General features: G+C 72.3%; 12 protein-coding genes. 7 read left to right on the top strand and 5 right to left on the bottom strand.

The window, feature by feature from the left end; genetic code table 11:
- Positions 1-128 precede the first annotated feature (128 nt).
- Complete coding sequence (locus IE95_RS0115575) at positions 129-2,315, bottom strand: Stk1 family PASTA domain-containing Ser/Thr kinase (RefSeq protein ID WP_030152541.1); 2,187 nt, start codon at positions 2,313-2,315, stop codon at positions 129-131.
- Between the two features lie 126 nt (positions 2,316-2,441).
- Here IE95_RS0115575 and IE95_RS0115570 point away from each other — a divergent pair, with 126 nt between their 5' ends.
- The gene (locus IE95_RS0115570; protein ID WP_030152540.1) at positions 2,442-2,861 is read left to right on the top strand and encodes an Rv2175c family DNA-binding protein; all 420 of its coding nucleotides are present in this window, start codon (positions 2,442-2,444) and stop codon (positions 2,859-2,861) included.
- 49 nt (positions 2,862-2,910) lie between these two features.
- On the opposite strand, the gene IE95_RS0115565 is transcribed toward IE95_RS0115570, so the two are convergent.
- Both IE95_RS0115565 and IE95_RS0115560 read right to left on the bottom strand, forming a co-directional pair.
- Complete coding sequence (locus tag IE95_RS0115565) at positions 2,911-4,035, bottom strand: polyprenyl synthetase family protein (protein ID WP_030152539.1); 1,125 nt, start codon at positions 4,033-4,035, stop codon at positions 2,911-2,913.
- A gap of 14 nt (positions 4,036-4,049) precedes the next feature.
- Complete coding sequence (locus IE95_RS0115560) at positions 4,050-4,631, bottom strand: hypothetical protein (protein WP_129429613.1); 582 nt, start codon at positions 4,629-4,631, stop codon at positions 4,050-4,052.
- Between the two features lie 109 nt (positions 4,632-4,740).
- On the opposite strand from IE95_RS0115560, the gene IE95_RS0115555 reads away from it, so the two are divergent.
- The 3 genes from IE95_RS0115555 (at position 4,741) to IE95_RS0115545 (ending at position 8,281) form a co-directional block, all read left to right on the top strand.
- Complete coding sequence (locus IE95_RS0115555) at positions 4,741-5,928, top strand: DUF4192 domain-containing protein (protein ID WP_030152537.1); 1,188 nt, start codon at positions 4,741-4,743, stop codon at positions 5,926-5,928.
- A gap of 116 nt (positions 5,929-6,044) precedes the next feature.
- Entirely contained in the window at positions 6,045-6,440 is a 396-nt protein-coding gene (locus tag IE95_RS0115550) for a universal stress protein (protein ID WP_030152536.1), read from the top strand.
- 278 nt (positions 6,441-6,718) lie between these two features.
- Positions 6,719-8,281 (top strand): RNA polymerase sigma factor, encoded by a 1,563-nt coding sequence (locus tag IE95_RS0115545; protein WP_030152535.1) that lies wholly within the window; start codon positions 6,719-6,721, stop codon positions 8,279-8,281.
- 264 nt (positions 8,282-8,545) lie between these two features.
- Here the strand turns inward: IE95_RS0115545 and IE95_RS0115540 are convergent, their stop codons facing one another.
- Positions 8,546-8,752: a DUF7455 domain-containing protein gene (locus IE95_RS0115540; protein ID WP_030152534.1), complete on the bottom strand. Its 207-nt coding sequence runs from the start codon at positions 8,750-8,752 to the stop codon at positions 8,546-8,548.
- A 166-nt stretch (positions 8,753-8,918) separates the two neighbouring features.
- On the opposite strand from IE95_RS0115540, the gene IE95_RS0115535 reads away from it, so the two are divergent.
- Genes IE95_RS0115535 through IE95_RS0115525 form a run of 3 tightly spaced genes read left to right on the top strand, consistent with a single transcriptional unit; the run spans position 8,919 to position 12,119 of the window.
- The gene (locus IE95_RS0115535) at positions 8,919-11,045 is read left to right on the top strand and encodes a DNA gyrase/topoisomerase IV subunit B (RefSeq protein ID WP_030152533.1); all 2,127 of its coding nucleotides are present in this window, start codon (positions 8,919-8,921) and stop codon (positions 11,043-11,045) included.
- 58 nt (positions 11,046-11,103) lie between these two features.
- Positions 11,104-11,565 (top strand): DUF4430 domain-containing protein, encoded by a 462-nt coding sequence (locus tag IE95_RS0115530; RefSeq protein WP_030152532.1) that lies wholly within the window; start codon positions 11,104-11,106, stop codon positions 11,563-11,565.
- A complete protein-coding gene (locus IE95_RS0115525) occupies positions 11,538-12,119 on the top strand; it encodes a DUF6580 family putative transport protein (RefSeq protein ID WP_036572262.1) in 582 nt (193 codons plus the stop codon). The genes IE95_RS0115530 and IE95_RS0115525 overlap by 28 nt, the downstream gene beginning before the upstream one ends.
- A gap of 164 nt (positions 12,120-12,283) precedes the next feature.
- Here IE95_RS0115525 and IE95_RS0115520 read toward each other — a convergent pair whose 3' ends face one another.
- The gene (locus tag IE95_RS0115520; RefSeq protein WP_030152530.1) at positions 12,284-12,724 is read right to left on the bottom strand and encodes a VOC family protein; all 441 of its coding nucleotides are present in this window, start codon (positions 12,722-12,724) and stop codon (positions 12,284-12,286) included.
- Positions 12,725-12,730 lie beyond the last annotated feature (6 nt).

The raw sequence follows: 12,730 nt of genomic DNA, 5'->3' as shown, positions 1-12,730 counted from the left end.
GCAGCCCGACGGCGGCGCACCCGCAGGTGTGCCGCCGTCGGGCACCGTGCGCGAGGTAGAGGGAACCCGTCGAGGTAGAGGGCCCTGGGCCTCTACCTCGACGCCGACCCTCTACCTCGCGAGGGACGTCAGAAGACGTTGATGACGATCGTCGAGCCCTTGGGAGCGGTCTTGCCCGCGCCCCCCGCAGGGTCCTGCGCGTAGACGATGTTGAGCGGGCTGATCCCCTGCGGGTGCCGGACCTCGACCACGAACCCGGCGTCCTTGAGCATCTTCTCGGCATCGGTGACGTTGCGGCCGTAGGTGTTCGGGATCTCGACGAGCGGTGGGCCGAGCGAGACGACGAGCGCGACCTTGTCGCCCCGGTGCCCCTCGGTGCCGTTCTCCGGGGTCTGGCTGATGACGAGGCCGGCGGCGACCGTCTCGGAGTAGTCGTCGGTCGAGCTCGAGTCCAGTCCCAGGTCGGAGAGGGCCGTGAGCGCGGCGTCCTTCCCGAGGCCCACGACCTGGGGGATCGTCACCGGGGCCGGGCCCTGCGAGACCGTCAGCACGGGGACCGTCGAGTGGGGCACCGAGGTGCCCTCCGGCTCGGAGACGCTGACCACGGTCCCGGCCGGGACGGTGTCGCTGTAGGCCTCGACGGGGTCCCCGACGGTGAAGCCTGCGTCCTTCAGCGCCTCCGTGGCCTCCTCGGCAGGCTTGCCCACCAGCCCGGCGGGGATCTCGATCATCTTGACGCCGAGCGAGACCAGGAGGTGCACCTCGCCGTCCTTGCGGACCTTCTCGCCCGCGCCGGGGTCGGTCGAGATGACCGTCCCTGCGGTGAAGGTGTCGTCGTAGGCCTCGGTCACGTCGCTGCGCAGGTCGACCGCGGCGAGGGTCTGCTCCGCCCCGGCCTGCGGGGCGCCGACGAGACCCCCGGGAACGATCGTGTAGGCGCCCGGGCCGCTGAGGAACCACCAGGAGGCACCGGTGAGCGCACCGGCGAGCAGCACGACGATCGCGAGGCTCCACCACCAGGCGCGACGACGACGGCCCGCACGGCGGAGCACCTCGACCTCCGGGCCGTGCTCGGAGGGGAGGTCGGGCGTGCCTGCGTGCGCCGCGACCGTGGTGCGGTCGAGCGCCAGGGTGTGCTGCGTGCCGGCGTCACCGGTGGGCCGGGGGGCGCTCTCGTCGCGCGTCGCCCACAGGCCCGGAAGGGCGGTCGTGGGCGTCGAGTCCGGGCCGGTCGTCCGTGCCGTGGCGGGCGTCGCCGCAGCGCCCGACGGCGTGTCACCCGGCCGGGCGAGCGCTCCCGCGAGGGCGGCGGTCGCGACGCCGAGCACGGCAGTGTCGGGTGAGCCGGGCGAGGCGGCTGTGTCGGGTGAGCCGGGCGAGCCCGCGCTGGGCGAGGGCTCGGCACCTGACGTCGCGGCGGCACCCGTCGCGCGCGACGATCGCTCCTCGAGTGCGGCGGGGTCGAGAGCCTGCCGGGTCTGGCGGACCAGTGCGAGGGCCGCCGACGCGTCGACCGGCCGGTCCTCGGGCGACCGGGCCGCCAGCGCGCACACGAGGACATCGACCTCGGTGGGGATCCAGTGCTCGACGTCGGACGGCGCCGGGATGTCGGAGTTGACGTGCTGGAAGGCGACCTGCAGGGGAGTCTCGCCCGTGAAGGGGTGGTGCCCCGTGAGCATCTCGTACGCAAGCACCCCCACGGAGTACACGTCCGTGCGCGCGTCGCACCGTCCGGACGTGATGAGCTCGGGCCCGAGGTACGCCACGGTGCCGAGGATGGTGCTCGTCGCGGTCGACGCGCCCTCGCTGACCGCACGGGCGAGACCGAAGTCGGCGACCTTGACCCGCCCCGACTCGTCGAGGAGGACGTTCTCCGGCTTGACGTCACGATGGACCAGGCCCTTGTGGTGGGCCGCGGCGAGCGCGTCCAGGATCTCCTCGAGCAGGTCGAGCGTCCGCCCCACGCTCAGCGAGCCCTCGTCCTGCAGGACGTGGCGGAGGTTCGTGCCCGGCACGTACTCCATGGTCAGGTAGCTGGTCTCGCCGTCGACCCCCTGGTCGAACACGGCGACCACGCCGGGGTGGGCCAGCCGCGCCGCGGCGCGCGCCTCGCGCCGGAAGCGCGCGACGAACTCGCCGCCGTCGGTGCCCTCCGCGAGGTGCGGGTGCATGACCTTGAGCGCGACCTCGCGGTCGAGGCGCCGGTCCACCGCGAGGTACACGGTCGCCATGCCGCCCCGGGCGATCCTGGACACGACGTGGTACCGCCCGTCGACCAGGCGGCCAACGAACGGATCAGACGTCACAGTTGCCACGTCGGAAGTCTAGGCGTCCCGGAGCGTGGAGACGGTGAGGTAGTGCCCGGGCCGCGTGCGGGTCGTGCGGACGGATCGTGACGGGACCCGGCGGGCGTGAGTCCGCGCGCCACGTACGCTTGACCCGTGACTGACGTGACTGACCTCGAGCAGCTCGTGACCGAGTGGCTGACCCTTCCCGACCTCGCCGAGGTGCTCGGCACCGACATGACCCAGGCCCGCAAGATCGCGCAGGACAGGCGCGTGGTCGGCGTCAAGCGCGGCGAGCGCTCTTCGTTCCAGGTCCCCGCGGCGTTCGTGGTCCCGGCGCACCTCGCCAACCCGGCCAACGCCAAGCCCGCCCCCGAGAACCCCGACGAGGGCCGCCAGGTGGTCCTCATGTCGCTCCAGGGCACGATCGCCCTGCTCACCGACTTCGGCTTCTCGGACGTGGAGATCCTCGAGTGGCTCTTCTCGCCCGACGAGGCGCTCGGGACCACGCCCATGGCTGCCCTGCGCGCTGGCCGCAAGGCAGAGGTGCGGCGCGTGGCGCAGGCGCTGCTCTGACGCCGTCGGCGCACTGACGGGCGCGGCCACCGCACGGTCGCCGCGCCCGTCAGGCCGAGCGCTGGACCGCGGCGCGCGCGAGCTCCGCGACCATCTCGGTGCCGGGTGACGCCAAGGCGGCCGCGTCGAGCGCGGCGAAGGCCTCGTCCGTGAGGTGCGAGATGAGCTGCTCGACCGCGGCCACAGCCCCCGTCTCGACCAGCAGGCCTCGCAAGGACTCGACCGTGTCCTGGTCCAGGTCGGGGTTCCCGAGGGACTCCAGGAGGAACGCGCTCTGCGACGGGGTCGCGGTGCGCAGCGCCCGTGAGACGAGGACCGTGCGCTTGCCCTCGCGCAGGTCGTCACCCGCAGGCTTGCCCGTGACGGACGGGTCGCCGTAGACCCCCAGCACGTCGTCCCGGAGCTGGAACGCCTCACCGAGCGGCAGCCCGTACGAGGAGACCGCATCGAGCGCTTCCGTGGGGGCCCCGGCGAGCGCCGCACCGAGCGCAAGGGGGTGCTCGACGCTGTACCGGGCGGACTTCGAACGGATCACGGCACGTGCCCTGGCCTCGTCGGCGTCGAGGTCCGTGCCCCACGGGACGGCCTGGGCCAGCACGTCGAGGTACTGGCCGACGGTCACCTCGGTCTGCATGTCGTCGAACAGCGCGCGGGTGCGCAGCGCGACGTCCTCAGGAAGGCCCGTGAGCCCCGCCCGGATCTCGGCCTGGCTCGCGATGAGGCACAGGTCGCCGAGCAGGATCGCGCTCGACGACCCGTACTGAGCGGCGCTGCCCGACCAGCCGGATGCGCGGTGGCGGCCGGCGAACGCCCGGTGCGCCGCCGGGCGGCCGCGCCGCATGTCCGAGTTGTCCATGACGTCGTCGTGGAAGAGCGCCGCGGCCTGGAACAGCTCGAGCGCCGCGCCGGTGCGCACGGCCGCTTCCCGCCGACCGTCGTCGACGCGACCGCCGTGGGCGCGCCAGGACCAGTAGCAGAACGCGGCACGCAGGCGCTTGCCTCCCGTGAGGAGTGCAGCGGTCGCCTCGGACAGCGGCGCTGCGTCCTCGCTGATGGCGGCGAGACGGACGCGTTGGTCCTCGAGGAAGGTGCTGAGCCTGGCGTCGACGTCGGAGCGGAGGTTCTCACGGTCGACCGGCAGGGACGGAGCGGGCGCAGAGGCGTCGGCAGGCATGAGGGCAGCCTAGGTCACGCAGGCGGGATGACCTGGCCACTGACCGTGACCAGGCGGGCGTCGGTCGTGTCGAGGACCCCGACGGACAGCGTCTCGGTCGCCCCGTCGGGCGTCGCCCGGTTGAACGCCACCTGGCCGCTGAGACCTCCGGGGACGCTCCCGGGCAGGGCGGCGAACCCTGCGGCCGTCATCGACGCGGTGTAGAAGTCGAGAACCTCCTGGACGGTCGCGGGGGAGGAGAGGTTGAGCGTCACCTGACGCAAGGGCACCCCCTCGACGTCGGTCGCAGAGCTCGCCAGGACGTCCGCGTCCGGCGGGACGGGGACGACGTCGACCGGGAAGCCCACGACGAGGGACCCGGCGACCGAGGAGTCGTCGAACGTCGGCAGGGACGCCTCGGGGGCGGACGCCCCGTCGACGGGGAGGTCCAACCTGTCCGACGACGGCGCCTCGGCCCCGGGGCCAGGTCCTGCCCCGTCGACAGGGTCCGTGCAGCCCGCGAGCACACCCGCGAGGAGGCAGGCCGAGGCGACGAGGACCGGTACCGGACGGCGGCGACCGGACGGTGTCTCGAAGGAAGGCGAAGAGCGACGCACCCCCACACCGTAGTCAGTGCGCGGCACGGAGCCCGACCACAGTCCATCCGGCCGTCCACAGGCCCGTCGTCCCGACCCGCGCGCGCTGCGACAGCGCTGAGATGACCGCATGACAACGACGATCCGGGCCCGCGGGCCACGAGAGCTCCTCGCCTACATCCCCTTCCGCCTCGGCTACCGCCCGCAGGACAGCGGCGTCCTGGTCAGCCTGCGCACGTCCCGCGGGCGGGTCGGGCTCGTCGCGAGGGTGGACCTCGACGACCTGGCCGACCTCGAGCACGGACCCCAGGTGGCCCGCACGCTCGTGTCGCACCTCTGCTCGGACGGTGCCGCCCGCGCGGTCCTCGTGCTCTACGCCGACGTCGACCTGCGCGCCGGCGGGGCGACGGCCGCCCGCGAGCGAGCCGCCGTCGAGCACTGGACCGATGCCGCCGAGGAGTACCTCGGCGAGCCCGAGGTCTGGGTCGTCTCGGCGACCGGCTACCACGGCGCCGACTGCCAGGACGAGACCTGCTGCCCTCCCGGCGGACGCCCGCTCGCCGACCTCGAGGCGACCGAGGTCGGCGCGCACATGGTCCTCGCCGGTGCCACCGTCGCACCGAGCCGATCCCACGCCACGTCGATCCCCGTGCTCGACACCGTGCTCCGCCGCAAGGCGTCGCGGGCCGCGAACCGTTGGCGGGCCCGGCGGGACGCCGCGATCGCCACGCACGACCACGAGGGGCTCGCAGCGTGGCGACAGGACGGGCTCGCCGCGTGGCGCGCTGCGACCGGGCTGGTCGAGCGGGCGCACCGCGGCCTCGAGCACGGCGCCCGTGAGGCGCTCCCTGCCGCTGTACCGGCCACCGTCCTGGGGCGACTCGAGGTCGCGCTCGAGAGCGTCCCCGTGCGGGACGCGGTGCTGCTCTCGTTCGTCGCCGGCAACGACGAGCTCGCCACGCTCGCCGCCGCGGACGTCGCAGGAGAGCAGGTCGAGACAGGGACCGCGGTGGCGCTCGCGGCCGTCGTCGACCCCGTCGCGGGCCTGCCCCCGGACCCCCTGCGGGCACGGTGCGCCCGCGAGGTCCTCGAGGCCGTCGCAGGGGCCGGGCGGCGCGGGGCGCAGGCGCCCGCACTGACGCTCCTGGCGCTGCTCGCGTGGTGGGACGGTGACGGCGTGCTCGCATCCGACCGGCTCGCGGCAGCACTCGACGCGGACCCGTCCTACCGCCTGGCGCTCCTCGTCGAGAGGGCGCTCGACGCGGGGCTCGCTCCGGGATGGGCTCGGCAGCAGGGACGCCCGTGGCAGGCGACGTGAGGAACAGGGGCCCTTCCGGTACCGTCGCACGTGCCGGGGTGGTCCCGGATCGCGGCCCGAGCGCCACCCGCTCCACGCGCGCCAGCAGGCATGCCCAGGCATGACGGAGGAATCCCATGACAGTCGTTGTCGGTTACCTGTCCACCCCCGAGGGGCGCGAGGCGCTCGCGACCGCGGTCGACGAGTCCCTCGCCCGTCGCAGCGAGCTCCTGGTGGTCGTGAGCGACAAGGGCGGGCACGCGACGCCTGAGCAGGTCGGCGAACGCAGCGAGGACATCGCCCGGATCATCGCCCCTCTCGCCGCCGCGGGGCTCGAGCACCGGGTCGTCGAGGGCACGGGCGAGGTCGCCGAGGATCTCGTCGGCACGGCAGAGACGAACCAGGCCGAGCTCATCGTGATCGGCCTGCGGCGACGCAGCCCCGTCGGCAAGCTCATCCTCGGCTCCAACGCGCAGCGCATCCTGCTCGACGCGCCCTGCCCCGTCCTGGCGGTCAAGCCCGACCGGTCCTGAGGCGAGCGGTCGGCGACGCTGCGGAGCCCGGGGCGCGCCGACGGTGTGACGTGATCCTGGTGGGAGGGAATCTTCGGGGCGGACGAGGCGTTGACCAGGGGACGACATCCAGCGGAGTGGACGTGCGCAGGCCCGTCGGCGGCGACTCACCCGTGTCGGAACTTCTTCCCCGGCGACCGTTGACGGATCGGCCGGTACAATATAGGTGTCCGCTCATGATCCGAGAGTCCTCCGATCTCCCGGGCACGCCCCTCCAGTGATTGCCGAAAGGTCGGTTTGTGGCGCCCTCTTCACAGAACCCCGCTCTCCCGCACGAGTTCGAACACCCCGCCCTGCAGGAGCTCCTGCGCTCGGGGAGCGAGAACGGTCGGGTCGACGCCGAGAGCTTCCGCAACGCCTGCGAGAGCGCGACGATCGGCGACCCCAAGCGACTGAAGGCCGTGCTCCGCGCGCTGGCCGGTGCCGGTGTCGAGGTCGAGATCCCCGTCGCGACGAAGGTCGCCGCGGCCACCTCGTCGCGTTCCACGACGACGTCGCGAGCCGTGAAGCCCGCGACCAAGAAGGCGACGACCCCGCGGGCGAGCGCTGTCACGACGACGCGCACCTCCGCGGCGGCCGAGACGCCCGACGCTCCCGAGCCGGCGTCCGCCGAGGACGCCGCACCTGCCGCCAAGGCTCCCGCGACGCGCAAGCGTGCTGCGACCGCCAAGACCGCTGCGCCCAAGGCCGCCGCCACGCGCAAGAAGCGTGGTGCCAAGGACGACGAGGACACCGACGAGGTCGTGGTCGAGGACCTGGTCGAGGCCGACGAGGAGACCGAGGCTGCGGCCCCCGCGGCCAAGCCGGGCGAGGAGCCCGACGAGTCGCGCGGCTTCGTGTACTCCGACGCCGACGACGACGACGCCCCGGCCCAGCAGGTCGTGACCGCGGGCGCCACCGCGGACCCGGTCAAGGACTACCTCAAGCAGATCGGCAAGGTCGCGCTGCTGAACGCCGAGCAGGAGGTCGAGCTCGCCAAGCGCATCGAGGCCGGCCTGTTCGCCGAGGAGCGCTTGAGCTCGGGCGACACGTTCGAGCCCAAGCTGCGCCGCGAGCTCGAGTGGATCTCCTCGGACGGGCGCAGGGCGAAGAACCACCTGCTCGAGGCCAACCTGCGTCTGGTCGTCTCGCTCGCCAAGCGCTACACGGGCCGCGGCATGCTGTTCCTGGACCTGATCCAGGAGGGCAACCTCGGTCTGATCCGTGCGGTCGAGAAGTTCGACTACACCAAGGGCTACAAGTTCTCGACGTACGCGACGTGGTGGATCCGTCAGGCCATCACGCGCGCCATGGCCGACCAGGCCCGCACCATCCGCATCCCGGTGCACATGGTCGAGGTCATCAACAAGCTGGCCCGCGTGCAGCGCCAGATGCTCCAGGACCTGGGCCGCGAGCCCACCCCGGAGGAGCTCGCCAAGGAGCTCGACATGACGCCCGAGAAGGTCGTCGAGGTCCAGAAGTACGGCCGCGAGCCCATCTCGCTGCACACGCCGCTCGGCGAGGACGGTGACAGCGAGTTCGGTGACCTCATCGAGGACTCCGAGGCCGTCGTCCCGGCCGACGCGGTGAGCTTCACGCTGCTCCAGGAGCAGCTGCACCAGGTCCTCGACACGCTCTCCGAGCGTGAGGCCGGTGTGGTCTCGATGCGCTTCGGCCTGAGCGACGGGCAGCCCAAGACGCTCGACGAGATCGGCAAGGTCTACGGGGTGACGCGTGAGCGCATCCGTCAGATCGAGTCCAAGACCATGTCGAAGCTGCGTCACCCGAGCCGCTCGCAGGTCCTGCGCGACTACCTGGACTGACCGGTCGCCACAGCAGTGCCGAGAGGCCCGCACCCCGTCCGGGGTGCGGGCCTCTTGCGTCGTCGCCCGGGGGGGCTCGGCGCCGGTGCGCCGGGTGCGGGGGGAGTGCGGCGCCGTCGGGCAGGCCTCGCGGGCCCGACGGCGGCGCTCCGGTTCGATGGGCGTCTCGCCGTGTGGCGGGGCCGGGGACGAAAGAACCCCGGCCGGTGGGGTCACCGGTCGGGGTTCAGGAGGGTGGCGCGCTACGAGTGCGCGCCGGTCGTGTCAGCGGGCGCCGTGCTCGGCGAGCAGGCGGTCGGTTTCGTCCTGGACGTGCGTCGCGATGTCGGCGAACGCAGCGGCGTGCGCGCGGGCGTGGTGGGCGCAGAAGAGCAGCTCCCCACTGGGCATGGTCACGCGCACGTAGGCCTGAGCGCCGCAGCGGTCGCAACGGTCGGCCACGGTCAGCGATGGAGTCGTCGTAGCAGTCACGTGACCATGTAATCACCTCGGGGCACGTTCCTCGTACCGAAACGGCCCGGGTTCGCTACCCGCGTAGCCGCGTGGTTCCGGGGAGACGTCGGGATCGTGTGGAGGTCCTGTCCGGTGCGGCCAGGCTGACCGATCCTGTGGGTGGCAGCGTCTAGGCTTTCCCTTCGTGACGACCACTTCTGAGTCCAGCTACACCGCGCGGCACCTCTCCGTCCTCGAAGGGCTGGAGGCCGTCCGCAAGCGACCCGGCATGTACATCGGGTCGACCGACTCGCGCGGACTCATGCACTGCCTGTGGGAGATCATCGACAACTCGGTCGACGAGGCCCTCGCGGGCAACTGCGACGCGATCGAGGTCGTGCTGCACGCCGACACCTCGGTGACCGTCAAGGACAACGGGCGCGGCATCCCCGTGGACATCGAGCCCAAGACGGGGCTCAGCGGCGTCGAGGTCGTCTTCACCAAGCTGCACGCGGGCGGCAAGTTCGGCGGCGGCTCGTACACGGCCTCGGGCGGCCTGCACGGGGTGGGTGCGTCGGTCGTCAACGCCCTGTCCTCGCGCCTGGACGTCGAGGTGGACCGCGGCTCCAAGACCTACCGCATGACGTTCCACCGGGGCGAGCCCGGCATCTTCGCCGACCCGAAGGGCGGGCCGGACCCCGACGCGGCGTTCACGCCGTTCGTCGAGCGCTCCGAGCTGGCCGTGGTCGGCAAGGCGCCCCGTGGAAAGACCGGGACACGCGTGCGCTACTGGGCCGACCGCCAGGTCTTCCCCAAGACCGCGGTGTTCTCGTACGACGAGCTCGTGACGCGGGCCCGCCAGACGACGTTCCTCGTGCCAGGGCTCAAGATCACGCTGCGCGACGAGCGCGGCCTGCCCGGCACGCCCGGCGCGGACGGGCCGGTCGAGGAGAGCTTCCAGCACTCGGGCGGCACGGTCGACTTCGTCGAGTTCCTCGCCCCCGACCCGGCTGTCACCGCGACCTGGCACCTGACGGGCTCGGGCACGTTCAAGGAGACCGTGCCGGTCCTCGACGACCGCGGGCACCTGACGTCGCAGGAGGTCACGCGCGACTGCGAGGTCGACGTGGCGCTGCGCTGGGGCACGGGCTACGACACCGAGCTGCGGACCTTCGTCAACATCATCGCCACGCCCAAGGGCGGCTCGCACCTCGCGGGCTTCGAGGCGGGGCTGCTCAAGATCCTGCGCAAGGGCGTCGAGACCAACGCCCGCCGCCTCAAGGTGTCCACCAAGGACGCGTCGGAGCGCATCGAGAAGGACGACGTGCTCGCGGGCCTCACGGCAGTGCTGACGGTGCGCCTGGCCGAGCCGCAGTTCGAGGGCCAGACCAAGGAGGTCCTCGGCACGGCTCCCGTGCGCGCGATCGTGGCCCGCGTCATCGAGCAGCAGCTCGGCGCCATGCTGACCTCGACCAAGCGCGACGAGAAGACGCAGGCCTCCCTGCTGCTCGACAAGGTCGTCGCCGAGATGCGCGCCCGCATCACCGCGCGCAAGCAGAAGGAGATCTCGCGGCGCAAGAACGCGCTCGAGACCTCGTCGCTGCCGTCCAAGCTCGCGGACTGCCGCAGCGACGACGTCGAGCGCAGCGAGCTCTTCATCGTCGAGGGCGACTCGGCGCTCGGCACCGCGAAGCTCGCGCGCAGCTCCGACTTCCAGGCCCTCCTGCCCATCCGCGGGAAGATCCTCAACGTCCAGAAGGCCTCGGTCACGGACATGCTCCGCAACGCCGAGTGCGCCGCGATCATCCAGGTCATCGGCGCGGGCTCGGGCCGGTCCTTCGACCTCGAGGGTGCGCGCTACGGCAAGGTCGTGCTCATGACGGACGCCGACGTCGACGGCGCGCACATCCGCACGCTCCTGCTCACGCTCTTCTTCCGCTACATGCGCCCCCTCGTGGACGCGGGCCGGGTCTACGCGGCCGTGCCACCGCTGCACCGCGTCGAGGTCATCGGCGCTGGCTCACGCAAGAACGAGTACATCTACACGTACTCCGAGGCCGAGCTCGCAGCGACGCTCAAGAAGCTCGACAAGTCGGGCAAGCGCTACAAGGAGGACATCCAGCGTTACAAGGGCCTCGGGGAGATGGACGCCGATCAGCTCGCGGAGACCACCATGGACCCTCGCCACCGCACGCTGCGCCGCGTCACCGCCGAGCACGCCGAGGCCGCCGAGCGCGTGTTCGAGCTCCTCATGGGCTCGGACGTCGCGCCGCGCAAGGACTTCATCATCGCGGGGGCTGCGGGCCTGGACCGCGCGCGGATCGACGCGTGACGTCCCGGCTGGTGGGCGGCTGCGTCGCTTCGGGCTGCCGGTTCGTAGACTCTGCGGCGTGAACCCCCAGACTCTCCGTGCCACACCGGCACGCTCGCTGACCGCCCTCACGTCGCTCCTGCTCGCCGTCGGCCTCCTGGCCGGTTGCGGTGCGGCCGACGACGCGCCGGCGGACGACACCTCGGCGTCATCGACGGTCGCTGCCGACGACGACGCGTCCGGCGCCTCCGACGACTCGACCGACGGCGCTGACGACGCTGCTGACGACTCCGAGCTCTCGTACGAGGGCGTCACCGGGAAGACGGCGCTCGAGCTGCTGCTCGCGGCCGACCCGAGCGCGACCGTCCAGGGCGAGGGCGACATGGCTTTCGTGACGGGCATCGGCGGCGTCGCCGCGGACCCGGCCGGTGAGTTCTGGGCGCTGTACGTCAACGGCGAGATGGCTCCGGTCGGTGCCGGGTCGTTCGTGACCGAGACGGGAGACGAGATCACGTGGAAGCTCGAGAAGTTCACCTCCTGACGCGATGGTGGCGCCCCGCGATCGCGGTCGCGGTCGTGGCGCTCGCCGTGGTGTTCCGCCTCGTGCGCGAGGAGATCGGTGCCCCGCCGAACCTCGAGCTCGTGACGTCCGCGGCGTTCGCGGCCGCGGTGCTCGTGCGGCACCGCCTGGCGTTCCTGGCCCCGTTGCTCGTCGCCGTCGTGTCCGACCTGCTGCTGGGCAACACGTCGATCGCGCTGTTCACGTGGAGCGCGTGGCTCGTGATCGGGCTCGCGGCGCTGCTCACCCGGGGCACGTCCGGGTGGGGGCGTATCGGAGCTGCGGCCGGGCTGGGCGTGGGCGGGTCGCTGTGGTTCTTCCTCTGGACCAACTTCGGTGTCTGGTTCCAGGGGCGCGGGGTCTGGTACCCGGCAGGCGTCGACGGGCTCGTGGCGAGCTACGTCGCCGGCCTGCCGTTCCTGCGCACCATGCTGATCGGGAACCTCGTGCTGCTGCCGCTCGTGGCGGCGGGCACGCTCCTGGTCGACCGGCTGGAGCGCTCGCACGGACTCGTGGTGGCGCCGCAGACGGTGTGAGGCGTCTCGCGCGAGGGGGCACCCCCGCGGGGCCGTGAGGCAGAGCTCCGGGGTGTCCCCAGCTGCGCCGCCGAGGGTGACGTACCCCGATGCCGAGGGTGACGGAACCGCGCGCCGAGGGTGACGTCGTCGGACAGCGAGGGCGACGAGTGAAGGCTCTGCGGTCACCCGAGCTGCTCGGCCAGTGCGACGATGATCCCTTCCGGTCCGCGGAGGTAGCAGAGCCGGTAGGCGTCCTCGTACCGCACGATCTCTCCGACGAGTGCGGCCCCGTGCCCACGCAGGCGTTCGACCGTGTCGTCGATGTCGTCGACCGCGAACATCACGCGGTGCAGGCCCAGGGTGTTCGACGGTGCACTGCCCAGGCCGACGTCCACGGCCGCAGGGGAGTGGTACGTGCTGAGCTCGAGCCGGCCAGGACCGTCGGGCACGCGCATCATCGCGATCTCCGACCGCATCCCGTCGAGCCCGACGACGTCCCCCGCCCAGGCACCCTCGATCGGTGCCCTGCCGTCGAGCTCCATCCCGAGCTCGACGAAGAACGCCACTGCCGCGTCGAGGTCGTCGACGACGATGCCGACGTTGTCGAGTCGCTGGATCGCCATGTGTGG

The sequence above is a fragment of the Oerskovia turbata genome (genome assembly GCF_000718325.1).
In the GTDB taxonomy this organism is placed as follows: domain Bacteria; phylum Actinomycetota; class Actinomycetes; order Actinomycetales; family Cellulomonadaceae; genus Oerskovia; species Oerskovia turbata.
This window is presented reverse-complemented; position numbering and strand designations above follow the sequence as displayed.

Excerpts from the sequence above, each read along its gene's own strand:
- IE95_RS0115565 (WP_030152539.1), bottom strand. The coding sequence starts at position 4,035 with ATGCCTGCCGACGCCTCTGCGCCCGCTCCGTCCCTGCCGGTCGACCGT.
- IE95_RS0115555 (WP_030152537.1), top strand. The coding sequence starts at position 4,741 with ATGACAACGACGATCCGGGCCCGCGGGCCACGAGAGCTCCTCGCCTAC.
- IE95_RS0115550 (WP_030152536.1), top strand. The coding sequence starts at position 6,045 with ATGACAGTCGTTGTCGGTTACCTGTCCACCCCCGAGGGGCGCGAGGCG.
- IE95_RS0115520 (WP_030152530.1), bottom strand. The coding sequence starts at position 12,724 with ATGGCGATCCAGCGACTCGACAACGTCGGCATCGTCGTCGACGACCTC.